The organism is Sporosarcina sp. ACRSL (genome assembly GCF_022346605.1).
Taxonomy (GTDB): Bacteria; Bacillota; Bacilli; order Bacillales_A; family Planococcaceae; genus Sporosarcina.
In genome coordinates this window covers 142,771-166,916 of the sequence record NZ_JAKRNT010000008.1, presented here as the reverse complement: position 1 = coordinate 166,916, position 24,146 = coordinate 142,771, and the positions used below count along the sequence as shown (strand labels likewise).

Sequence of the window (24,146 nt, the reverse complement as noted above, 5' to 3'; positions counted from 1 at the left end):
TTTTCTAATTTTGTTATGCAAGGGCTTCTTCCTCTTCTACAACTCGGACGAATTGACCTTCGTTATATGGATAGCCAGCTTTCGTAATTTTGACTTTGACGATTTTTCCGACCATCGACTCATCCGCCGGGAAGACAATTTTTAAATAGTTGTCAGTATATCCTTCATACAAACCACTTTCTGGATCAAGCTTGTATTTCTCTTCAGGAATGACCTCAAGCACTTCGTCTTCAAATTCGGACGCATATTGTTTCGCCAGTTGGTCGTTCAACTCGAGCAGTCGATGGACTCGTTCATTTTTCACTTCTTCGTCAATTTGATCTTCCATCCTTGCAGCTGGAGTTCCTGTACGTTTTGAATACGGGAACACATGCAATTCGGAAAAACGATAGTCTCTGATGAAGTTATACGTGTCCATGAATTCCTCTTCCGTTTCACCTGGGAACCCTACGATGACGTCAGATGTGATGGCAAGATGAGGCAATACTTCACGCAAACGGTCAAGCCGTTCTGCGAAAAATTCCATCGTATATTTCCTTCTCATGCGTTTCAGCACTGTATCCGAACCAGATTGGATCGGAATATGCAAATGTCTTACAATTTTCGTTGACTCACGAAGCACTTCAATCACTTCGTCTGTCAATTGGCTTGCTTCAATGGAGCTGATCCGCAGTCTTTTCAATCCTGTAACCTTCGTTTCAAGGTCGCGTAGGAGGCGGGCAAGATTATAATCTTTTAAATCCTCACCATATCCGCCAGTGTGGATTCCTGTTAGGACGATTTCCAAGTAGCCTGCATCGACTAATTGCTGTGCTTGCCGAATTACTTCTTCGGGATCTCGTGAACGCATTAGTCCACGTGCCCACGGGATGATACAGAAAGTACAGAAGTTGTTGCAGCCTTCCTGTATTTTCAATGAAGCTCTCGTGCGATCTGTGAAAGCAGGAACATCCAGCTCTTCATAGACACGGTTCTTCATAATATTCCGGACAGCATTGATTGGTTGACGTTCCACTTTGTATTCGTCAATGAGACCGAGTAATTTTGTACGGTCTTGTGTACCGACGACAATATCGACTCCCGGAATAGCCATGATTTCAGCAGGGGAAGTCTGGGCATAGCAACCAGTGACACAAATGACCGCATCCGGATTTTTCCGAATGGCTCTCCGGATGACTTGGCGACTTTTCTTATCGCCGGTATTCGTGACCGTACATGTATTAATAACGTAGACGTCTGCATTTTTCTCAAAATCGGAGCGTTCGTATCCGGCTTCTTTGAAAAGTTGCCAAATCGCTTCCGTTTCATAATGGTTTACTTTGCAGCCTAATGTATGAAATGCGACAGAAGACACTAGCTGCTCACCTCTTTCATTCAAATTCGTATGACATAGCGGACAAAAAGTAAAGTGGTGCGGTTTCCGTCCTTAGTATACGCGGACCTAATGAAACTGACTGGAATTCCGCGGAACGCATTTCCTCGGCTTCCCTTCTTGACAATCCGCCTTCCGGACCGAAAACTACGAGCACCGTTTGTTTATGATACACGTTTTTCAGCCTGTCTGCAATCCTGTTAGGCTCCTCGCTTTTTGCATCTTCTTCATATGCAAAAAAACAAATATCAAAGTTGCGGGACTCGTTAAGTAATTGCTTGAAAGACATAGGCGCCAGCACATCAGGGATGATCGTTCGGTGACATTGCTCCGCTGCTTCCTTTGCAATTTTTTTCAGCCGCTCCACTTTTTTATCGCCTTTTTTCGTGTCCCATTTGACGATGGAACGTTCGGCCTCAAAGGGGATCATCTTTGACATGCCTAGTTCGGTGCCTTTTTGGACGATGAGTTCCAATTTATCACCTTTAGGCAAACCACAAGCGATGGTTACGTTCACGCCCATTTCGTTTGAAGGCAGGGGGCCCTCCACTTTTCGAATCGTAACGCCATCGGACTGGATCTGCGTGATTTCAGAAAAGAAAGCTTCCCCTTCGTCAACAGCGATAATGCAATCACCTGTATCCATTCTCATCACCTTAGCGATATGCTTACCGTCATCACCCGGAATGAAGGCGTTTCCGTCCTCATCGAACGGTGTTTCCAAGAAATACCGTTGCACAATCACGCACTCCTTTTTGATGCAATGATGGCTACCCAATCTTCCATTAGAACGGATTCAATGATTTCAAATCCTTTGCTTTGGAGATCGTCCTTGACGAGGTCACGTTTTTGCGCAATGATTCCCGAAACGATGAATAAGCCGTCTTCAGGCAGGATCGAATAGGCATCTTCTGAAAACGTCATAATCACTTCAGCAAGAATATTGGCCACAATAATCGAAGCCGGTTCTTTTACGGAGTCTAGCAAGTTGCCATGCGTCACTTCTACAATATCTTCCACATTGTTGAGACCAATATTCTCTTTCGCGGCCCGAACAGCGACTTCATCCAAATCGAGCGCATGAACTCTCGACGCACCAAGTAGTGCTGCCCCAATTGACAACACGCCCGAACCAGTTCCGACATCAATGACAGTATCTCCGGGTTTCACGTACTTTTCCAATGCTTGCAAGCACAGGACAGTCGTTGGATGTGTCCCTGTACCGAAAGCCATCCCGGGATCCAGTTCGATGATCAGTTCATCGGAATCGACCGGTTCATAATTTTCCCATGTCGGTACGATTGTGAATCGCCCTGAGATTTTAACCGGGTGGTAATATTTCTTCCAAGCCGTCGCCCAGTCCTCTTCATCGACTTCGTTTGTCCGGACTTGGTTGAGACCTACATCCAAGCCGTATTGTGCCAGTTCATCTACGGACTCACTAATTTCCTTGACGGTTTCAATTAAAAAGCTGTTAACTGGCAAATACGCTTTCACAATAACCCCTTCTGTAGGGAAATCCTCTTTTTTTAGCTCATAGATTTCGCCGAAACGATCTTCATGAATTCGATCAGGCTCCTCGGAATCCTCGATGATGACTCCGCTCGCCCCAGCTTCATGCAAAATATTAGCTACCGCCTCGGTCGCTTCATGTGATGTATGGATGGAGATTTCAGACCATTTCAACTACGATCAACCCTTTCAGTCGCCTTTAATTGTTCTTTTGATTTTATCAAAAAGTGAGCTTGAATACTCATCCGGCGAGTTGCCTTCAATCGAAGCGAATTCGCGAAGGAGTTCTTTCTGTTTTTCTGTCATTTTCTTAGGGGTGATTGCTTTAATAATAACATGTTGGTCTCCAACGCCATGTCCGTGAACATTTTTTACACCTTTTCCACGTAAACGGAAGTTTGTTCCCGTTTGTGTTCCAGCAGGTATTTTCAATTTGACATTCCCAGTGACAGTTGGCACTTCAATTTCATCTCCGAGAGCCAATTGCGGGAATGTAAGCGGCAATTCCAAATAAATGTCATCGCCTTCACGGACGAACCGATCATGTTCCTTCACCCTGAAGACGATATACAAGTCACCAGAAGGGCCTCCATTTATGCCCGCTTCCCCTTGACCCGATACACGCAATTGTTGGCCATCATCCACGCCTGCCGGTATTGTCACTTTGATTTTCTTCCGTTTCGTCACTCGGCCAGAACCTTGACAAGTGCCACATTTTTCAGGAATGTTTTTGCCGGTTCCTTGGCAATGTGGACATGTCCGGCGATTCACCATTTGACCTAGTGGAGTATTTTGAGTGACAGAAATTTGTCCGGATCCTCCACAATGAGAACATGTATTGACCGATGTACCTTTTTTTGCTCCTGACCCATCGCACGTATCACATGTTTCCTCTCTCGGTAACTCGATTTCAGTCTCTTTCCCGAAAACAGCTTCCATGAAATCAATTGTCATGGAGTATTGGAGGTCATTGCCTTTCCGAGGTGCATTCGGGTCACTTCGTCTTGAACCGCCACCGAAGAACGTGCTGAAAATATCTTCAAAACCGAATCCGTCGGCAGATCCTCCACCGAAGCCACCGAATCCGCCAAAACCTTGATTAGGGTCAGAATGGCCAAATTGATCGTAATGCGCTCGTTTATTTTCATCGCTCAACGTTTCAAACGCTTCCGTTACTTCTTTAAATTTGTCTTCGGCTCCCGCTTCCTTATTCAGATCGGGATGATATTGTTTTGATAATTTCCGGTATGCTTTCCGGATTTCCTCTTTGCTCGCCGTTTTAGGCACTCCGAGGACTTCGTAATAATCACGCTTGCTCATCATTCCACTCTCCCATAAATCATTGACAACTCATTGTAACATGCATAGAAAAAAAGTGACAAAGGGGTGCAGGTTTTTGCCTATCGGCTGTAAACAATGGAAAAAGTCAAAGCCGGAATATCGGACTTTGACTTTTCCGTCAATCGATCGTTCAATTAGTTTTTCTTGTCATCGTCCACTTCTTCAAAGTCGGCATCGACAACACCATCATCTTTTGGTTGGCTATCAGCATCAGCTGCTCCACCTTGTGCTTGTGCTTCCGCAGCTGCCTGTTCGTACAATTTAACCGACAATTGTTGGACAAGTTCTTCCAATGCTGTCTTCTTCGTACGCATTTCATCCAAGTTTCCTGCTTCGATCGCAGTTTTCAATTCTTCTTTAGCATCTTCGACTTTTTTCACTTCGTCTTCAGATACTTTGCCTTCAAGGTCTTTCAATGTTTTTTCAGCCATGAAGACGAGCTGGTCAGCGTCATTTTTCAAGTCGGCTTCCTCTTTGCGGCGTTTATCCTCTTCTGCATTCGCTTCCGCATCCTTCACCATGCGTTCGATTTCGTCATCGGAAAGTCCAGAGCTTGATTGAATCGTAATGTTTTGCTCTTTTTGTGTACCGAGATCTTTCGCTTTTACAGTGACAATACCGTTTTTATCGATATCGAATGTTACTTCGATTTGTGGAATGCCACGTGGTGCTGGCGGGATATCCGTCAATTGGAAACGACCAAGTGTTTTATTGTCAGCGGCCATTGGACGCTCACCTTGCAATACATGGATATCAACAGCAGGCTGGTTATCTGCAGCTGTTGAGAATACTTGGGACTTACTCGTTGGGATTGTTGTATTTCTTTCGATTAATTTTGTAAAGACGCCACCCATTGTTTCGATACCTAGGGAAAGCGGCGTTACGTCAAGCAAGACGACATCTTTCACATCTCCGCGAAGGATTGATCCTTGAACAGCAGCACCCATTGCAACGACTTCGTCCGGGTTTACGCCTTTAAATGGCTCTTTACCAGTTTCCTTTTTAATAGCTTCCTGTACAGCTGGAATTCGAGTAGATCCACCTACAAGGATGACGCGGTCGATTTCAGATGGAGACAAGTCTGCATCTTTCATAGCTTGACGTGTTGGCACCATGGAGCGTTCCACTAGATGAGCTGTCAACTCGTCGAATTTAGCACGAGTCAATGAAATTTCCAAGTGAAGCGGACCAGCTTCCCCTGCAGTGATGAACGGCAATGAGATTTGAGTTGATGTTACCCCAGAAAGGTCTTTCTTCGCTTTTTCCGCAGCGTCCTTCAATCGTTGCATCGCCATTTTATCTTTCGACAAGTCGATTGCGTTCTCTTTACGGAACTCTTGCACAAGATAGTCAATGATGACATCATCGAAGTCGTCGCCGCCAAGTTTATTATCACCTGCTGTTGCACGAACTTGGAACACGCCGTCTCCTAGTTCAAGGATGGATACGTCAAATGTACCGCCACCTAGGTCATAGACAAGAATCGTTTCATCTTCATCGGCTTTATCAAGACCGTATGCAAGAGCAGCCGCTGTCGGCTCGTTAATGATCCGTTCTACTTCAAGTCCTGCGATTGTACCGGCATCTTTGGTCGCTTGACGTTGTGCATCGTTGAAATAAGCCGGAACAGTAATAACCGCTTTTGTTACTTTTTCACCTAAGTATTCTTCCGCATAGCCTTTCATATATTGCAGAATCATAGCTGAAACTTCTTGCGGTGTATATTCTTTATCTTCAACTTTTACTTTATAATCGGATCCCATATGTCTTTTCACGGACATGATAGTATTTGGATTTGTAATAGATTGGCGTTTCGCCACTTCTCCAACTTGACGCTCCCCGTTTTTGAATGCAACAACGGACGGAGTCGTGCGGTTACCTTCTGGATTCGGAATGACTTTCGCCTCTCCACCTTCATAAACTGCTACTACTGAGTTTGTTGTACCTAAGTCGATACCGATGATTTTGCTCATGTAAATTCCTCCTAAATAAAATGCATCTCAACTAATCATAAATCATTCGTTTACTTTGACCATGGAAGGGCGAAGTACACGGTCTTTCAGCATATACCCTTTTTGAAGCTCGTCAAGCACGATGCCTGAAGGTTGTTCGGGATCATTTCCTGTCATGACAGCTTGGTGGAAATTCGGATCGAATTCCTTTTGTAACGCTTCGATTTCGGCTAGGCCTTCTCCTTTAAGCGCTTCTACGAGGTTGCGATAAATCATATCCATTCCTGTCATCAGGGATTGTGCTTCCTCGCTTTTCACCTCAACTGCAAGAGCCCGTTCAAAGTTGTCTAAGACTGGCAAAATAGCCGTTAACAAGCTTTGCGCCTTGTACTTAATAAGCGCTTCCTGATCGAGAGCGTTTCTTCTTTTAGTATTTTCGAAATCAGCTAGGACACGTAACAGCTTGTTTTCTTCTTCTTCCAATTTGGCCTCAAGCTCGTTGATTACTCGATCTTTTTCATCTATCTCTTCGACACTTTGATCAGCAGTAGCCTGTCGATCGGTTTCCACGTTCTCGGATGCTACTGTGTCCATTTCTTCCCTTGTCGTTTCTGATTGAACTTCTTCGGTTTCCACAATTTCCTTTTTATCCGTCACTAGTCCTTCCTCCTATCCATTCCGATGGTCATTTTCAATAATGCTTGTGATAAGTTCTCACTTAGTATGTCAAGCATCGTAATGACCCTCCCGTAATCCATCCGTTTCGGCCCGATGATGGCTATGGAACCAGCCGCATTCTCACCGGCAGAATAATTGGCGGTAATCACGCTGCAATCTTCCATCGCATTATGTTTATTTTCCGAACCGATTCGAACGTGGATGCCTTTTGAGCCGTCTTGGAAGAACGTCATCGCTGGTGCTTCGTTTTCCATCAACTCAAAAAACATTTTCATTTTTTGAAGGTCGTTGAATTCCGGCTGTTTCATCATATTCATTTTACCACCGAAATACAGGCGTTCTTCAGGTTTGATTTTCATCGCCCTTTGAAAGGAGGCGAACAGTTCACCAGCATGATTCACATGCTGTTCAAAAACTGTTCTCGTCTCCGAGGCAAGCTTTTTCTGTAGGAAGCTCAATGGCGTTCCGACAAGCCTTTCATTTAAAATATTGACCATTTTTTCAATATCCGAAGCAAGCATGCCTTGCGGAATATCAAAGACCCTGTTTTCTACATGTCCATTGTCTGTCACGATAATCGCAACAGCCTTCGTGTCGTCGAGCGGCACGATGGAAAACCTCTTCACTGAATGCATGGACGTATCGGGTCCTAATAATATTGACGTATAATTCGTCAATTCGGATATGATTTTTGCGGAATCCCGTATTAGCTCCTCCGTCTCCGTCACCCGATCCTGAAAAATGGAACGCAATTGCATGCTATCTTCCAAAGTTAACTTTTCGGGTGTCAATAAATGATCTACATAGAAACGGTACCCTTTTTCGGAAGGTACTCGGCCCGAGGATGTGTGGGTCTTTTCGAGATAACCTAACTCTTCCAAATCAGCCATGTCATTACGAATGGTCGCAGGGCTATACGGGGCTTCCGATTTTTTAGATAACTGCCTTGATCCGACAGGTTGGGCGGATTCGATGAAATCGTTAACCGTCAGTTGCAAAATAAGCAATTGTCTGTTTGTCAACATAATCATCACTCCTGTTAGCACTCTTTAAGGATGAGTGCTAATGCTACTCATAATTTAACAAATCGAATTGTCAGTGTCAATGAATTCACTTCGCATTCACTTGAGAAACTGTTGGAACACTTCGTTCCCTCGAAAAACGCCTTTCCCTGTCAATTTTATACTACCCTCGGATTCAAAAATAAGTCCTTTTCCAGAAAGCTCTTTGAGAACATCGCCATACACATTATTCAAAGATTTCCCGAATTTAGTTTCGAATGAATGAACGGAAACCCCCGCTAATTTTCGCAAGCCTAAAAACATTTCTTCTTCCATTGCTTCTGTCTCCGTTACCTCGTGCTCTTCCATGACTGGACGAGATCCGTCCTCCATTGATTCCATATATTTTTTGAGGGGACCGTAATTCGCATATCTCTTTCCTTTTACATATCCATGAGCACCTGCACCTATGCCTGCATACTCGTCATTATCCCAGTAGATGAGATTATGGATGGATTCATTCCCAAGCGTTGCAAAATTACTAATTTCATATTGCAATCTGCCCGCTTTGTCCATCCGATTGATGAGCATATCAAACATTTCAGCTTCGATATCCTCTCCAGGCAACGGCAGCTTCCCTTTATTCATCAAGTTATAAAAGACGGTTTTCGGCTCGACAATAAGCGAGTACCCAGAGTAATGAGGCAGTTCCAACGATAATGCTTTATCTAGTGTATCTTCCCATTGCTGTATCGTCTGTTCCGGTAAGCCGTAGATCAGATCGATGCTAATATTTTCAAACCCAACTTCACGTGCATTCCGTATGACCTTTGCAGGGTCGTCTGCGCTATGCGTTCTTCCGATCCTTTTTAATAATTGCTCGTCGAATGACTGGACGCCGATGCTTAACCGATCTACGCCCCCGCTTTTTAAGACGGCTAGTTTTCCGCGAGTCAATTCATCGGGATTTGCTTCTGTAGAAAATTCCTTCAATGCACGAACATCGACATATTCGTGAATAATCTCAAGCAATCGCTCCAATTGTAGTTCCGATAAAGATGTCGGCGTTCCTCCGCCTAGAAAGACGGTTTCAAGCTCCTTGAATGAATATCCCGTATTCGCCATGATCGAAAGTTCAGTTCCGATTGATTCGATATATTCATCAACAGGTTGATTTTTGAAGAATACTTTATTGAAATCACAGTAATGGCAAATCTGATGGCAGAAAGGAATATGAATATACATGCCTCGCATTTAGTTATCTCCCCTTTCTTTTTTGTACTAATTCGTGCAAAAAGGAGCCCAGAGCGGACTCCTTTTTACAACATTTTTGTCTTCGTCTAGACTCCGGGCGGCGGAAGGCTGCCTTAATTTCTGCAAAGACCACAGAAATACGGCAAATCGAACCCTTCGCTGTTCGATTGGCTCGGGTCATAAGCCAGCCCTGCTGCACGGCAAAATACGCCGTTTCGCATGTCTGTCTTATGCCTGTCGCAGCTAAAGCTGTCACGAAGAACAGCTTTTGCGAGTAAAAGCTTGCTTTACGAGCAGTAACAGCCAGCGCCCTCCGCTTTTGTATTAGTCTTCGTCCATTTTGAGGACGGCCATAAATGCTTCTTGTGGGACTTCGACGGAGCCGACTTGCTTCATCCGCTTTTTCCCTTCTTTTTGCTTCTCAAGCAATTTCCGTTTACGGGAAATGTCTCCGCCGTAACATTTCGCAAGTACGTTTTTACCAATTGATTTAATTGTCGAACGTGCAACAATCTTTTGACCGATTGCCGCCTGAACAGGTACTTCGAATTGTTGGCGTGGGATGAGCGTCTTCAGTTTCTCGACGATTGCTTTTCCGCGTTCATAACTGAAATCGCGGTGAACGATGAAGCTCAGGGCGTCAACTTGTTCGCCATTGAGAAGAATATCCATTTTCACAAGTTTTGATGTTTTATATCCGATCAGTTCATAATCGAAAGACGCATATCCTTTCGTCCCTGATTTTAACTGGTCGAAAAAGTCATAGACGATTTCTGCAAGAGGCAATTCGTATATGATATTGACACGTGAAGCGTCCAAGTAATCCATTGTAATGAAATTACCGCGTTTTTGCTGGCATAATTCCATGACGGAACCGACATAATCATTTGGCACCATAATCGACGCTTTCACGTATGGCTCTTCGACGTGGTCGATTTTCTGTGCATCCGGCATCATGGAAGGGTTGTCGACTTTCAATTCTTTTCCGTCAGTTGTGATTACATTATAAACAACGCTAGGTGCGGTTGTGATCAAATCGATCTTGAATTCACGTTCAATCCGCTCTTGGATGATTTCCATATGGAGCAATCCAAGGAATCCGCAGCGGTACCCGAAGCCCAATGCCTGGGAAGTCTCCGCTTCGTATTCCAAGGCAGAGTCGTTCAGTTCAAGTTTCTCAAGTGCTTCTCGTAAATCGACATATTTTGATGAGTCGATCGGGTAAAGTCCGCAGAACACCATCGGATTCAATCGACGGTAACCTGGCAATGGTTCACTAGCTGGGTTCTTCGCATTCGTAATCGTGTCCCCCACTCGTGTATCCCCGACATTTTTAATTGCCGCGGAAAGGAAGCCGACATCGCCAACAGACAATTCATCGCGCAAAGAGATTTTTGGCGTGAACACGCCCGTCTCGATGACTTCGAATTCTTTGCCGGTTGCCATCATACGGATCTTATCGCCAGGCTTAACTGTCCCTTCGACAATTCGAATATTGACGATGACGCCTTTGTATTGATCATAGTGCGAGTCGAAGATCAATGCTTTCAAAGGCGCTTCCGGATCACCCGTAGGCGCAGGCACTTTTTCGACAATCTGTTCAAGGATCTCTTCGATGCCAATACCAGCTTTCGCCGATGCATGGACTGCCTCGGACGCATCCAAGCCGATGACATCCTCAATTTCTTGTTTCACTTTATCCGGATCTGCTGCTGGCAAATCGATTTTATTGATAACAGGCAAAATTTCCAGATCATTGTCCAGCGCTAAATAAACGTTTGCCAACGTTTGCGCTTCAATTCCTTGAGCCGCGTCAACAACAAGCAGCGCCCCTTCACATGCTGCAAGGCTTCGCGAAACTTCGTACGTAAAGTCGACGTGCCCTGGAGTATCAATCAAGTGGAACGTATACTCTTCGCCATTTTTCGCTTTGTATGATAGTTGCACCGCGTTCAATTTGATCGTGATGCCTCGTTCGCGTTCCAAATCCATAGAATCTAGCGTCTGGGATTTCATTTCCCGCGAACTTACTGTTTCGGTTTTTTCTAATAATCGATCGGCTAACGTCGATTTCCCGTGATCGATATGGGCAATGATTGAGAAGTTTCTAATATTCTTTTGACGTGCCAATCTTTCCTCATGATTCATCTGTCAGTTCACTCCTATATAAGCTATTTGCATTATAGCAAATAACTGATAAACATGTTACATTTTCTTATTCCCACAAATTAAATAATGAAAGCATTTATATGACTTATTCAGTCTAACAGATGACGGTGATTTGATAAAGATTGGACAATGCTCAATATAAAAACTCCGTAGCATTTCGACCACGGAGCTTGTAATTTATTCATTTTTCTTCAGCTTCATTCACTTCGTTCAACAACTCACTGACGGATTCAGCAATAATTGCAACTGTCCGGTTCAATTCATCTTCCGAGTTGCCTACACCACCGAGTTCAACAAGGATGATATTTGGATGAAGGTCTTGGTTATACTTCCCATCGACTCCGGCCCCGCCTTTTGGAATGACATCCCTCGTAATGCCTGGAATCCTATTTTCCATTACTGTTTTCAACCGATTTGTCATCATTTCGTTATTTTTATACCCGGGATGATCCATTCCGACAACAAAAGCAACCTTTGCATACTTTTCCCCACCATGGACAAGTGTCGTCTTTTCTCTGCCGACCGCATCACGATGTATATCGATAATCAAATCGTATTCTTTTTCGGAAAGGCGATTTTTTACATAAGGTCGTATGGCGTCATAGGCCCTGTAATAAGGCAAGTTCTTTTTCGCTAATTCCTTCATGTTATCGACTTCTAACATCTCGGTTTCCACACCGTTTATTTGAAGCAAGCTTTTAAGCTTCTCTCCCATTTTCATGACATTTTCCGTTTGATGCTGATGAGATACTGCAATTTTCCCATCAGCCGCTTTCGTCATCGGTTCATATGCTTCATGAGAATGGGTGAAATAGAGCAATACTTTCCCGGCAGTCGTTTCGGGCTCCTCAATAACTTCAGGTTCGGGTTCGGGTTCGGGTTCCGTTTTTTCTTCTTCGACAACATTTGAAGCATAAACGATTAATGCATTTTCCTTAATTATTTTGGAGTTGGAGATTTTTGATTCTTCCGGTATGAGTTGAATGATGACCGGGAAAAGGAAAAGAACGAATACGATTACAGTCCATATTTGAAAATTTTTCTTCATAGACATCCCCCCGTCTTCAACTATATGCGTTGAAATAGGGGTCAATGACTAGTTTTTAATGCCCTCAATCCACTCACTGATGGAGTCTGTTAATACCTCTGCGTAAAGAGCAGCCCATGAGTCAATCTCTTTTGGCGAAATGAATGTATTCAAATCGTGATGCGATAATACCTCTTCAAATAATTGCACTCTTTCTTCGTGAGGCCATGAAGTCCAATCCCCGAAGATGGGTTTCAGTTTTGTCCGGTCTGCATCCTTATTCGGCGTATGCAGCCAATTCCCAACGGACAGCCTGGAGGAAGGATGACTCTCTTCCTCGATTTTGGATGCGATATACGTAAATAGTGTATTGATGGCATCCGCAATTAATACCGGTCCGTCCACGACAGTCGGGATACCGATAGCAATAACCGGGATGCCTAATGTTTCTTTCGATAACTCTTTTCGGCTATTCCCAACTCCAGAACCAGGATGTATACCTGTATCCGTCATTTGAATCGTTTTGCATAATCTGGAACTATCGCGTGCAGCTAGTGCATCAATGACGATTAGAAGATTCGGCTTGATTTCATTCACTAATGCATTGACAAAGTCAGCTGTTTCAAGACCTGTTTGAATCGTCACACCAGGCGCATAGACATACAGTTCACTTCCATTGTCCGAATAATACAAAGGGACGATTTCTTTTAGACGGTCCATTGTGAGCGGGCCGACAGCGTCAGGAGTTACTTCCCTATTTCCTAGACCGACAAGTAGGATTTTCCCGTTTTTCAAATCCTTTATGTCAGCAGTCATTTCAGTTAAATTAGATTGGAGCATCTTGGCCATCTCTACGAGTCCTTCACGATCCGTATGGGTCAGGGTTGGGTTCGTTAATGTTAAATACGTACCTTGTTTTTTGCCAATCTTCTTTTCCCCGTCAGCATTGATTTTGACAGACGTCATGATGACTCTGCCCTTTCGTTGCTCATCAAATAGTATGCCTTCGGAGTCCTTTAGCTTCTGCTTTTCCTTTTCTGTCCGATGGCGGACCATTTCCTCATTCTCTACGAGTAGGTCCGTCCTAAAAAAATCATACTTATCCATTATCATCACCTCATCATTCAGTTTGCACGTCGTGTCAAGGAAATATTCTTTGCATATTTTTATTGCGTAATGGTTGCGGTTTTGCTAAAATGTTAATGTTGTAAAGAGATATCCGAATCGTAATGGAAACACTCTTGCCTTACCTGAAATTGGAGGTGAATGGAATGCCAAACATCAAAGGTGCAATTAAGCGCGTTAAACAAAGTGCCGCTGCGAATGAGCAGAACTCACAAATCAAAGCTGCGATGCGTACTGCTGTGCGTAAAGCTGACACTGCGCTCATCAATAAAGAAGAGAACGCTACTGAACTTTTGAAAGACGCAGTCAAAAAATTGGACACAGCTGCTCGTAAAGGTCTTATCCACAAAAACACAGCTGCTCGTCAAAAAGCACGTCTTACAAAAAAAGCTTTGTAATTTAAAAAAGGCTGTCACCTCATCTTGATTGAGTGGACAGCCTTTTCTATTTGAAAATTATTTGCTCTAAATACGGATTTCCACTTCAGGCGGACGCTTTCCAATCGAACAGCGAAGGGTTCGATTTGCCGTATTTCTGCGCTTTTTGCAGAAATTAAGGCAGCTTATCCTGCTCCCTTAGGGTCGCAAAAACCGTTCTTCGTTACCGCGGGATAATGATGTGCTCGTAACGCTTCGCTTTTACTCGCAAAAGCCGTTCTTCGTTACGGCTTTCTCAACGGCTCCATGAAGAAAATTTCTAGTACCCTTTCCCTTTTCCCACTAGTCGACTTCAATTGATGATCGATATGCGCAAGCTTTTGCAAAATGAGTAGGAGCCTTTCCATTTTGGGGATGCTTCTGTTTTCCATGATCAGCTTCACACGGTAGGGATGGACGTTTAGTGTTTTAGCGATTTGTTGCTGATGGTATCCTTTTTTCACTAATGACTGCACGTGAATCATTAAACGGATTTGCCCGGCGATTAGGGATGTGAGCATGATTGGTTCTTCGCCATTGCGTAACAGGTCGTGGTAAATTGATATTGTTCTTTTCACATTTCCATTCATGTATGCATCTGTCAGGCGGAAGACATCCATTTCAGGTAGGCGGGGCACTAGCATTTCGATCGTTTCGATTGTCACATCGCCTTTTCCGTCCATATACATTCCGATTTTGGCAATTTCATTCGCTAATGTCAAAAGGCTGTCGCCCGCCATATCCACGAGTGCCTGTGCATTTTCCGGACTGATCTTGATGCCGTTCGCGCTTGCTTCGTTTTGAATCCATGTCGTCAGGTCACGGCCTGTCAATGGCATTGCTTCTACGACGACCGCTTTTTGCTGCATCACTTTCACGATCTTTTTCCGACCATCCAGTTTTTCATAAGGCGCCAAAAATAAAACGGTTGCTGTCGGTGATGGATTTCCGAGCCACGGTTCTAGCAATGCGATATTATGTACAACTTTCTCTTTTGTTTTATCAGACGCCTTGAGGAATGAAGCATTGTTGGCGATAATCAGTTTTCTGTCCTCCAAAAATGGAAGCGTATCTGCCTCTTCAAGAATTGTTTCAATCGGCGTTTCTTCTAAATCAAAACGGATGACCGAGTTTTCATCCATATCTGGCATTGCTTTCACTATTCTTTTTATGGTCGTGTCAATCAAATGCTGCTCGGTGCCAGTCAGCAAATAAACCGGTTCGATTTTTCCTTCTCCTATACTCTTCCATATAGCGTTGACCATCTAAATCCCTCCAGTCACTCACCTTGTCCCATTATACAATACTGATACACGACTATGAACAATTTGTGTCGATTGTCATAAACTCGGCATAAAAATTCGGTTGATATAGATTTTTTTTCCGGTATCATCTATACTATAAAGGAATTAGGAGGTGTAGCAATGAATGAGTTTGAACATGACGTACAGTCTAAACGCAATGATTTAATCGACTCTGGTGTCGGTTTCATTGTAGCTTTCGTTGCTTTTTCTGCAATTTTCGTTATTGCTACAATTATAGACGTCGTCGCGCAATAAGTGCACTCCTGAAAGACGGACTGTTCATTCCAGATGCGGAATGGACAAGGCCGTCTTTTCATTTTTCACGAGTCAAAATCGTATAGCTGCCATCTCTTTTCACGGAAATCGTTATTGAGCCGTAATCTGCTGTAGCGAGCGTTGGAACTTGGTAATTTTCGAATGTCTCCACAACTTCTGCGTGTGGATGGCCATACCGATTTTCCTTTCCGTATGAAAAAATCGACAGCACCGGTTGCAGTTCTCGTATGAATTCATCCGAGCTGGATGTACGGCTGCCATGATGGCCCGCTTTCAAAATCAATTCTCCCCAATTGAACTGTCCGTATCTTTTAAGAAGCTTGCCCTCTCCTTCGATTTCCAAATCTCCTGTGAATAGAAACGAAGGCCCTTTAGTCGTTATATAAAGTACGAGGGAGCTGTCATTACCCCTGTAAGCCCCTTTAGAAGGTGCCAAATAGAAAAACTCAATATAATTGACCGACCAAGTTACTCCTTCAGTCATCGCCAATACTGGTATCCCCTTCTCTACGGCCAACCGTAAAATTTCTTCCATCGTCTTTTCCTTTTCACTGCCCGGTGAAATGTGAATTTCCCTAACACGGATCTCCTCTAGCACTTCATCCGCACCTTCCATATGATCGCTATCCGCATGGGTAAGAATCAATTTGTCAATCTTTTGAATACCTCGCCCCTTCAAATAAGGGACAACGATATTTCTGCCCACTTCAAATGCTTTTTCAGGTGTTTTCCAATTTGGTTCTCCGAAACTGATATTCCCTCCTGTATCAATGACATATACACCTCTCCGATGCGGTAGCTCGATGACAATTGAGTCTCCTTGTCCCACATCAAGATAAGTGATCCTCACATCAGTTTGTACATAAGGAATGAAATGAAGAAGAACCGCCGGTATGAGAACGAACGAGATAGCCCGATATACATGTACTCTCCTTTCAAGCGCTATAAAGAACAGAAAAGTTCCTATTACAGCAAATGTCGATAACAGTGGCCCAGGTCGACCAGGTACCCAAACTTGATAAGGCAGTGAAGCTAAGAATACTGTTAATTTCTCGATAATTCCCCTGAACGGGACGTAACATAAAAAAATGACTTCAGCAATCGGTGGCAAGATATAGGTTACGAACAACAAAACGATGTTCAACGGTAAAATGATGAAAGAATATAGAGGGACATAAAAAAGATTTACGATGAACGACGAAATGGACAGCTCGTAGAAATGATATAAAAGAACCGGATACAATGCTAATTGAGTAATGGTTGTCACGAGAAATGACACGACGAATGCGGATGAAGGTCTTGATAGGATCCTTGTCGAGAACACTAGCGAAAAGGCAGCTACATACGATAGTTGAAAACCAGGTTGGAAAACGACGAACGGCTGCCAAATAATAAACCCTGCTGCACTCATCGCAAGTGCATCGTCCATCCTCATTCTAAACCGATTCGTCGCAGTCAGCAGGATGAGAATCGTTACCGATACCGCTCGCCAAACGGATGGCGCTCCGCCAGCCATAACTGCGTAGAACGGTAAGAGGATTATTAATAAATTATCAATCGTTTCAATCCGGTTTGATAATCTGATTAACAGACTCCTAAATAGAAAAGTCAATAGTCCGACATGTAGACCTGAAATAGCGAATAAATGCGTTATTCCAAGGGTTCGATAATTCGAAGCCACCTGGTCATCCATTCCGCTCCGATCTCCAATGAGCAAGGCTTCCGCTTCCGTAATGAGTGAATCCGGAAAAGAGTTTTGGATATGATTTTTCACATTCCATCTATGTCTCGATAATACGGTACGAAATCCTTCATGGATCTCTACACTTTTCAATTTATCCGACTCAAACATCCCAACCGCACCGTTCATCTTCAAGTATCGCTCCATGCTAAGTGAATATTCATGTGCGCTAGCAGGCAGATCTTGAAAAGCCCCGTCTACCGTAAAGCGGTACGATGGGATGTGCATACTTTGGAATTGCAGTTTCTGCGCTTCATTTTCGAATTTCAGCAATGCATAGACAGTTTCACCGGAATCTGTTTTTGCAAAGCCTTTCAGTTTACTACCGTCGATTTTGACTTGATCGGTCCATATGAGGGTGATTGTTTCGGAAGATCCGCTTTCTTTAAGTTCAGGAATGTGCAAGGAAATGAAAAGATAAGAGAGAAGTGATGCCATCAATGCCAAAATCGGTGTTAAGGCATCTTTTTTTCTACGAAGAAAAATGGGGATAAGCAAAAGATTGAGGAATAAAAACTGTGCCGGTCCGTATGCGGCGAATGCAGATACGGCAACCGGCAAGCAAATATAAATAAGACGGACTTCGCCGATCAATTTCCGAATAAGTCATCCACCCTTCTTTTAAAAGGAGCAAGCTCTTCGGTCGGCGCGCCTAAAGATTCCATTTCCGCCAGCAAGTCATTGATGAGCTGTAATTTGCCTTCCTTTGTGAAATCAACTTTCCTTTCATCGAATGGAATATGTTTAATTTCGACGCCGGATTGCTTGAAAAGCTCTCTAGCGTATTCGTCATTCTTATAATCAGATGCATAATAGACCGTCCGTATTCCTGCCTGAATGATTGCTTTTGAGCATTGCAAGCAAGGGAAATGGGTCACGTACAAAGAAGAACCTTCGACAGGGCTTCCGTATTTCGCGCATTGGAGCAATGCATTCATCTCCGCGTGAATTGTTCGGACGCAATGGTTTCCAACGACGTAGCATCCGTGATCGATACAATGGTCACCACCGGAAATAGAGCCATTATAGCCTCCAGCGATGATCCTGTTGTCTCTGACGATCGTTGCTCCGACTGTTAGTCTCGTACAGGTGCTCCTGACTGCCAGTAAATGGCTTTGCGCCATGAAGAACTGATCCCAAGTAATTCGCTCCATATGTCTGCCTCCAAACAGTATCTATTATTTTGCTGTAATGAAAGATTCAAGCTTTTCGAACGTTTTCTGACCGATGCCCGATACTTCCATAATGGCCTCAGGGGAAGCGAATGGACCGTGCTCCTCCCGATATTGAATGATGGCAGCAGCTTTCGACGGCCCTATTCCGGGAATTGTCATAAGTTGCTGCGCATCAGCCAAGTTAATATTTACTTTCCCGTCATCTATAGCGCCGCTGCCACTCTCTGGTTGTACTATGTTAGATGAACTAGACAAGTCGATCTCTTCGCCTTCCCTTGGGATGTAAATAAAAAATTCGTCAGGTAATTTCATCGCGTGGTTAAGCATTCGCGTATCCGCTTCAGGCAAATAGCCGCCTGCCGCATGAATAGCGTCAATAAGGCGGTCACCTTCTATGAGAGAATAAACGCCGGGATATTTCACGGCACCTTGAATATCCACCATAATTGTAACTGGTCCCGTCTCCAACATTTCAATTTGATTTTCTTCCTCGTGTTGCTCTTGCAAAACGTCAATAATTGGGGATTGTCCGCTAGCGACTGTCAGTTGACTGCCGGCCTGTCCTCGGGGAAAGAACAGAATTGCGGAAAGTACAGCGATTGCTGCGATAGGGGTGATGATCTTACGCCATTTTCCGGATACGAACGATAGAAACAGCTTTCTCACCCTTTCTACGAGGCATCCATATGGAGTCATCTCCCACTATATATGATTACTAGCTAAATTGGAAGTTTCATTTGCGCACTTGAAAAAAGATTCGTTCACTTTCTTCATGCGGCGGCTCGTCTTCCCAATCCGCAAAAATACGTTCTATCGTGAAACCGGCTTCCCGCAATAATTCCACATATTCATGAATTTCATATGTGCGTTGTTCGTGGCGCTCATCAAATCGTCGATAAAGGCCGCTCTCCTCTTTGACGAAGAAGCTGAGTTCGGACAATACTGAATGCTCCCGATCCCCTTCTTCTGTATGCCAAATGTAAGCGATTCGATCGTTATCGAACGTAAATGGCCCTTCCATAAAAATGACATTGGTCTTGAAAGTGGAATGCACATCGAACATGAGCACTCCACCACTTTTCAAGACCGAATGGATACCAACAAAAGTATTGAGAATGCTTTCCCGATCCGGTAAGTAATTCAGTGAATCAATCGCAATGACGGCAGCATCGAATTGTTCTGTCCCTTCTATTTTCTGCATCGGTTTTTCGAGAAATTCGATTTGCAAAGAAAGGTCATTTGCACGTTTTTCAGCAATGTGTAACATGCTCTTTGATAAATCGATTCCCGTCACGAATGCTCCGGCTTTTGCCAATTTAACGGACAGAATCCCAGTCCCGCAACCTACATCGATGATTTTCTTCCCTTTTAATCCTTCGGTAGCTAGGGATAGCAAGTCGACATAGTGATCATACGGAATATCGGTCATCAATTCATCGTAAATGGACGCGAAGTCCGTGTACGCTTCCTTATTGGTCATCGCCCATAGTTAGCAATGGAGCATCTCCCCATAACTTCTCCAAGTTATAATAGCCGCGCTCATCTTTATGGAAGACATGCACGACAACATCACCTAAGTCAACAAGCACCCATCTTCCGTTTTCGAGGCCTTCCACTCGTTTAACTTCGAATTCATTTTCAGATGCCTTATCGGCAACTTCCCTTGCGATCGCTTGCACTTGACGTTCTGAATTCGCATGGCAAATGATGAATTGGTCAGCGATTAGGGATATTCCTTCCATATTTAAAACGACAATGTCTTGCCCTTTCTTATCATCCACTGCAGCGTAAGCTGTTTCAAGTAATGTAGGCATATTTTCACGTTTCCTTTCGTAGTTGGCTGTTTCACTTTCTTTGTACGTGTTCATTATAACATTCGATTGAGTCCGGAAAAACAGGTGCACGCCTATCTATAAGATAGAGCACCGAATGGACGATGCAATCCTTCATTGCCACATCGATTCCTTGCTCAGCAGCTTCCCGTAACTCTTCAATTCCTGGGAAGTTCCGTCCTGGCTCAATGAGGTCAGCAATGTAAATAAGCTTTTCAAGCGTTGACATGCCGGCCCTACCAGTTGTATGGAAACGTATCGCATTCAAGATATCCGGATCTGTTACACCGAACTCTTCCATTGCAATAATTCGCCCGGCTGCCGCATGCCACAGTTCATGATGGAATGAAAGAAGCATCCTATCTTCTTCATTCTTTTCAAGGAGCTTTCGCATTGCAGCTGGCTCCATGAATTTTGCGATATCATGAAATAACGCTGCTTGTTCCGCTCTATCTACAGAAACGCCGTGACGCAAAGCTAATTTTTTTGCTGTTTCCGTAACTCTCAATACATGTTCAAATCGTTTACTCGGCAATCTTTTTTCAAGTTCTGTTATGACTGACCCGGTTTCCATAAAGCCCCTCCTGTCGGATATACGTTCCGATTTGATCGGGAACTAGAAATTGGATTGTATGACCGGCTTGCACCCGTTCTCGAATCACCGTCGATGACAAGTCAATTTGAGGGATTTCAACGATTGTAATCGGATATTGCGTTTCACCTATAGTACCCGGTCTGCCTACCCCGACAAACGTCACAATTTTCATCAATTCATCGATTTTATACCATTTATGCAGCATATCGATCATATCACCGCCGATAATAAAAAAGAACTTCGTATCCGGCTCCAGCTCTAACATGGCCCTCATCGTGTCAAACGTATAGGAAACACCGCCACGGTCAACTTCAAACGATGAGGCGACTAAACCAGGGATTCCGGAGACAGCAAGCTCCACCATCCGTAACCGCTGGACGGGCGTTGCATCTGAAGGGTCCGCTTTATGGGGCGGGATAGACGTTGGCATAAGCCGAACTTCATCTAGATGCAAAGCATGTTTCACTTCATTCGCCATGATAAGATGACCGATATGCGGTGGATTGAAAGTGCCGCCCAATAGTCCGATCTTTTTCATGTTTTCCTCCTTAAGGTAATACGATCCGCTTTTTCTCCTTCGACTCTTTGTACAGTACGAGAATTTTCCCGATTACTTGAACGACTTCAATTCCCGCTTCTTGCAGTTTTTCGGCAATTTCATTTTTGTCTTCTTCACAATTTTGAAGAATACTTACTTTAATTAATTCACGCGCTTCGAGAGCCTCTTGGATCTGTTTAATGATCGATTGGGTCAAACCGCCTTTTCCGATTTGAAAAATAGGCTGAAGATGATGCGCTTCACTTCGTAAATAACTTTTCTGTTTACCTGATAACATTTACTTTCCTCCAAGTTCAGTTGATATGGTTTGAATCATTTTCTTTGTATCCGGGTAAATGCCTGTCCATAATTCAAAAGCCAGCGCCCCTTGATGGACAAACATCCCGACTCCATTCATCGTCATGCCCCCTGCCTCGCGGGCATGACGTAGAAATTCGGTTTGCAGTGGATTATAGATGATGTCGGCAACAATTGCCCCTTCGGATATTCCGGTTGGATCGAGAGGGATCCCACTTTTTGCAAAGTTCATCCCTACGGAAGTCGTTTGAACGACCAGACCGAATTTACTTATATCCTGTTCCGCGTCTTGTAATGACAGAGCAGCACTTCCCACAAGACTGTCAGACATTTGTTTCGCTTTTTCAATTGTGCGGTTTGTAATGGCAATCGGCCCGAAACCAGCAGATGCCAACGCAAAGGAAATACCCGCTGCCGCCCCACCTGCCCCGATGATAAGCAAGTTCCCTACTTCTTGAGGAGTCGCTCCATTCTCTTGCAGCGAGTGGACAAAACCGCGTCCGTCAGTGTTCGTTCCGAAAAGTGTGCCATCCTCAAGCACTTTCACTGTATTGACGGCGTTCATCCGTCTTGCCTCCTCGTCCACTCGGTCGAGGTATGGGATAATTGCGCTTTTATGGGGAACGGTAACATTCCATCCGCTGCACCCTAATCGTTTCAAGCTTGCAACGGCTTCTTCTAAATGTTCGCCTTTGACATGTATCGGTACATAGGACGCATCGATTCCGTTTTCACGAAACCAAGTGTCATGCATCCTGGGAGACATCGATTGCGCGATCGGGTCTCCGATGACCGCATACCATTTTTTCATGAATCAGACCTCCTTAAATAAGCGATGGACGGAGCACTACGTCAACTCCTCGTGGTGCATGTACAGCAACAACGACACCAGGATGCTGTACAGTAATCCAACCTAACCCCGATATGACGAGATCCATTTTCCCATTTTTTATCGAAAATTCATGCCTTACGAGCGGTGGCATCTTTTCAAGAGATTCACCGCTTGGCGGGGAGAGCATTTCTCCAAGATGAGCAGCATATAAGGTATCAGCATTCTCAAGCTTTGTTCGATGGATCGGTATTTCGTTTGAAACATGAACCGTGAACGATGAACGATCACCGGACAGAAAATCGAATCTCGCTAGGCCTCCGATAAATAACGTCTGTTCCGCGTTCAATTGGAACACTTTCGGTTTTAGTTCCTTCTTCGGCGTAATCGCTTTTAAGTCTTTTGTATCTAAATGATGGGCCATCTGATGGTCGTTAATGATTCCTGGCGTATCGTAAATAGCCTTTCCATCATCGAGCGGGATTTCCACAAGATCGAGTGTAGTCCCTGGGAAATGGGAAGTGGTAATCACTTCGCCCATGCCTGTCGCGTTTTTAATAATTCGGTTGATGAATGTTGATTTTCCAACGTTCGTACTTCCGACGACGTAGACATCTTTTCCTTTTCTATACTGATCAATTGCTGTCAACGCTTCCTCCATCCCGTGCCCTTTGTACGCCGATATCAGCAAAACATCGACGGGCTTCAAGCCGAGCTTTGCGGCTTCGGTCTTCATCCAATGGATTAATCGGTTGCGGTTGACGGATTTAGGAAGGATGTCAGACTTATTCCCGATTAATAGGATGTCTTTTTTTCCTACAAAACGCTGCAAGCCGTTGATCCAACTTCCATTGAAATCAAATATATCAACAACTTTAATAACGAGCCCCTCTTTTTCCCCGATACCATTCAATATTGCAAGGAAATCGTCACCCGATAAGGAAACAGGCTGCAATTCATTATAATTGCGAAGTCGGAAACAACGTCTGCAAATGACTTCCTCTTTCTCTAATGAAGCAGCTGGTGCATATCCTTCCTTTTTCGGGTCCATCGTTTGAATTTCAATTCCACAACCAATGCATGTAAGTCGTTCCAACCTTATTCCTCCCATTTAATCTTTCCTTGGCTTTTTAGTTTGGCCATAATCCTTCTTTCAATCATCCTGTTGAATTTCGTAACGAACCCATCAGAGCTTGCGACGGGAACTACGAGGATCGTATAGAGGCCAAACCGGTTGCCGCCCAAAATATCGGTCATTAGCTGATCGCCGACCATTACAACCTCATTCTTCTTCAAACCCATCGTTTCCAGAGCCTTTTTGAAATTTCTCGCTAATGGCTTCCGTGCATCACAGATAAATGGCGTTCCAAGAGGATCACAAAATAACTCCACTCGACTCTGGTTATTATTTGAGAGGATTGTTACTTGAAGTCCCGCTTCCTGCATCATTCTCACCCATTCCTTAATTTCGGGTGTGGCTTCGGGACGATCCCATTCCACTAACGTATTATCCAAGTCGGTAATAATCCCTTTAATACCTTTTTCTTTTAAGGCCTCGGGTGAAATCTGAAAAATATCTTTGACATATTCATCCGGTAAGAAATTTTTATACAAATTAACCACTCCGTTACTTCACTAATTGTAAAACGATTATAACATATCAGCATCGAATGACACTTGTGGGCACAGCG

At 44.0% G+C, this 24,146-nt stretch carries 25 protein-coding genes; 2 read left to right on the top strand and 23 right to left on the bottom strand.

The window, feature by feature from the left end; genetic code table 11:
• Positions 1–13: 13 nt before the first annotated feature.
• From mtaB to gpr, 11 genes are all read right to left on the bottom strand, one after another.
• Positions 14–1,354: a tRNA (N(6)-L-threonylcarbamoyladenosine(37)-C(2))-methylthiotransferase MtaB gene (mtaB, locus tag MHZ92_RS13250; protein WP_239432194.1), complete on the bottom strand. Its 1,341-nt coding sequence runs from the start codon at positions 1,352–1,354 to the stop codon at positions 14–16.
• Positions 1,355–1,370: 16 nt separating this feature from the next.
• Positions 1,371–2,111 carry a 16S rRNA (uracil(1498)-N(3))-methyltransferase gene (locus MHZ92_RS13245; protein ID WP_239432193.1) on the bottom strand — a complete coding sequence of 247 codons (741 nt, stop codon included), beginning with the start codon at positions 2,109–2,111 and terminating at the stop codon, positions 1,371–1,373.
• Positions 2,112–2,113: 2 nt separating this feature from the next.
• The gene (gene prmA / locus MHZ92_RS13240; protein WP_239432192.1) at positions 2,114–3,058 is read right to left on the bottom strand and encodes a 50S ribosomal protein L11 methyltransferase; all 945 of its coding nucleotides are present in this window, start codon (positions 3,056–3,058) and stop codon (positions 2,114–2,116) included.
• 15 nt (positions 3,059–3,073) lie between these two features.
• On the bottom strand, positions 3,074–4,204 hold the full coding sequence (gene dnaJ, locus MHZ92_RS13235; RefSeq protein WP_239432191.1) for a molecular chaperone DnaJ: 1,131 nt from the start codon (positions 4,202–4,204) through the stop codon (positions 3,074–3,076).
• Between the two features lie 155 nt (positions 4,205–4,359).
• The gene (dnaK, locus tag MHZ92_RS13230) at positions 4,360–6,198 is read right to left on the bottom strand and encodes a molecular chaperone DnaK (protein WP_239432190.1); all 1,839 of its coding nucleotides are present in this window, start codon (positions 6,196–6,198) and stop codon (positions 4,360–4,362) included.
• Between the two features lie 42 nt (positions 6,199–6,240).
• The gene (gene grpE, locus MHZ92_RS13225) at positions 6,241–6,834 is read right to left on the bottom strand and encodes a nucleotide exchange factor GrpE (RefSeq protein ID WP_239432189.1); all 594 of its coding nucleotides are present in this window, start codon (positions 6,832–6,834) and stop codon (positions 6,241–6,243) included.
• Complete coding sequence (gene hrcA / locus MHZ92_RS13220; protein WP_239432188.1) at positions 6,834–7,880, bottom strand: heat-inducible transcriptional repressor HrcA; 1,047 nt, start codon at positions 7,878–7,880, stop codon at positions 6,834–6,836. Before hrcA ends, grpE begins: the two co-directional genes overlap by 1 nt.
• A gap of 96 nt (positions 7,881–7,976) precedes the next feature.
• Entirely contained in the window at positions 7,977–9,110 is a 1,134-nt protein-coding gene (gene hemW / locus MHZ92_RS13215) for a radical SAM family heme chaperone HemW (protein ID WP_239432187.1), read from the bottom strand.
• Between the two features lie 324 nt (positions 9,111–9,434).
• Positions 9,435–11,258: a translation elongation factor 4 gene (gene lepA, locus MHZ92_RS13210; protein ID WP_239432186.1), complete on the bottom strand. Its 1,824-nt coding sequence runs from the start codon at positions 11,256–11,258 to the stop codon at positions 9,435–9,437.
• A gap of 202 nt (positions 11,259–11,460) precedes the next feature.
• Entirely contained in the window at positions 11,461–12,327 is an 867-nt protein-coding gene (gene spoIIP, locus MHZ92_RS13205) for a stage II sporulation protein P (protein WP_239432185.1), read from the bottom strand.
• Between the two features lie 48 nt (positions 12,328–12,375).
• The gene (gene gpr, locus MHZ92_RS13200; RefSeq protein ID WP_239432184.1) at positions 12,376–13,413 is read right to left on the bottom strand and encodes a GPR endopeptidase; all 1,038 of its coding nucleotides are present in this window, start codon (positions 13,411–13,413) and stop codon (positions 12,376–12,378) included.
• A 164-nt stretch (positions 13,414–13,577) separates the two neighbouring features.
• Between gpr and rpsT the strand changes: the two genes are divergently transcribed.
• Complete coding sequence (gene rpsT, locus MHZ92_RS13195; RefSeq protein ID WP_239432183.1) at positions 13,578–13,829, top strand: 30S ribosomal protein S20; 252 nt, start codon at positions 13,578–13,580, stop codon at positions 13,827–13,829.
• 263 nt (positions 13,830–14,092) lie between these two features.
• Here the strand turns inward: rpsT and holA are convergent, their stop codons facing one another.
• On the bottom strand, positions 14,093–15,112 hold the full coding sequence (holA, locus tag MHZ92_RS13190) for a DNA polymerase III subunit delta (protein ID WP_239432182.1): 1,020 nt from the start codon (positions 15,110–15,112) through the stop codon (positions 14,093–14,095).
• Positions 15,113–15,271: 159 nt separating this feature from the next.
• On the opposite strand from holA, the gene MHZ92_RS13185 reads away from it, so the two are divergent.
• Entirely contained in the window at positions 15,272–15,406 is a 135-nt protein-coding gene (locus MHZ92_RS13185; protein WP_239432181.1) for a YqzM family protein, read from the top strand.
• Between the two features lie 58 nt (positions 15,407–15,464).
• On the opposite strand, the gene MHZ92_RS13180 is transcribed toward MHZ92_RS13185, so the two are convergent.
• The 11 genes from MHZ92_RS13180 to MHZ92_RS13130 form a co-directional block, all read right to left on the bottom strand.
• Positions 15,465–17,762 carry a DNA internalization-related competence protein ComEC/Rec2 gene (locus MHZ92_RS13180; protein WP_239432180.1) on the bottom strand — a complete coding sequence of 766 codons (2,298 nt, stop codon included), beginning with the start codon at positions 17,760–17,762 and terminating at the stop codon, positions 15,465–15,467.
• Positions 17,759–18,322, bottom strand: coding sequence for a ComE operon protein 2 (locus tag MHZ92_RS13175; protein ID WP_239432179.1), 564 nt, complete (start codon positions 18,320–18,322; stop codon positions 17,759–17,761). The genes MHZ92_RS13180 and MHZ92_RS13175 overlap by 4 nt, the downstream gene beginning before the upstream one ends.
• A 24-nt stretch (positions 18,323–18,346) precedes the next feature.
• Entirely contained in the window at positions 18,347–19,009 is a 663-nt protein-coding gene (locus MHZ92_RS13170) for a helix-hairpin-helix domain-containing protein (RefSeq protein ID WP_239432178.1), read from the bottom strand.
• Between the two features lie 67 nt (positions 19,010–19,076).
• Positions 19,077–19,823, bottom strand: a complete 747-nt coding sequence (locus MHZ92_RS13165) for a class I SAM-dependent methyltransferase (RefSeq protein WP_239432177.1) — start codon at positions 19,821–19,823, stop codon at positions 19,077–19,079.
• Complete coding sequence (gene rsfS, locus MHZ92_RS13160; protein ID WP_370644708.1) at positions 19,813–20,211, bottom strand: ribosome silencing factor; 399 nt, start codon at positions 20,209–20,211, stop codon at positions 19,813–19,815. Before rsfS ends, MHZ92_RS13165 begins: the two co-directional genes overlap by 11 nt.
• Positions 20,189–20,749, bottom strand: coding sequence for a bis(5'-nucleosyl)-tetraphosphatase (symmetrical) YqeK (gene yqeK / locus MHZ92_RS13155; RefSeq protein ID WP_239432176.1), 561 nt, complete (start codon positions 20,747–20,749; stop codon positions 20,189–20,191). The genes rsfS and yqeK overlap by 23 nt, the downstream gene beginning before the upstream one ends.
• Complete coding sequence (locus tag MHZ92_RS13150) at positions 20,718–21,308, bottom strand: nicotinate-nucleotide adenylyltransferase (protein ID WP_239432175.1); 591 nt, start codon at positions 21,306–21,308, stop codon at positions 20,718–20,720. Before MHZ92_RS13150 ends, yqeK begins: the two co-directional genes overlap by 32 nt.
• A 10-nt stretch (positions 21,309–21,318) precedes the next feature.
• The gene (gene yhbY / locus MHZ92_RS13145; RefSeq protein WP_239432174.1) at positions 21,319–21,606 is read right to left on the bottom strand and encodes a ribosome assembly RNA-binding protein YhbY; all 288 of its coding nucleotides are present in this window, start codon (positions 21,604–21,606) and stop codon (positions 21,319–21,321) included.
• A complete protein-coding gene (gene aroE / locus MHZ92_RS13140) occupies positions 21,607–22,437 on the bottom strand; it encodes a shikimate dehydrogenase (RefSeq protein WP_239432173.1) in 831 nt (276 codons plus the stop codon). It abuts the gene before it with no gap.
• 13 nt (positions 22,438–22,450) lie between these two features.
• Positions 22,451–23,566, bottom strand: a complete 1,116-nt coding sequence (gene yqeH, locus MHZ92_RS13135; protein WP_239432172.1) for a ribosome biogenesis GTPase YqeH — start codon at positions 23,564–23,566, stop codon at positions 22,451–22,453.
• A complete protein-coding gene (locus tag MHZ92_RS13130; RefSeq protein ID WP_239432171.1) occupies positions 23,554–24,069 on the bottom strand; it encodes a YqeG family HAD IIIA-type phosphatase in 516 nt (171 codons plus the stop codon). The genes yqeH and MHZ92_RS13130 overlap by 13 nt, the downstream gene beginning before the upstream one ends.
• Between the last annotated feature and the right edge of the window lie 77 nt (positions 24,070–24,146).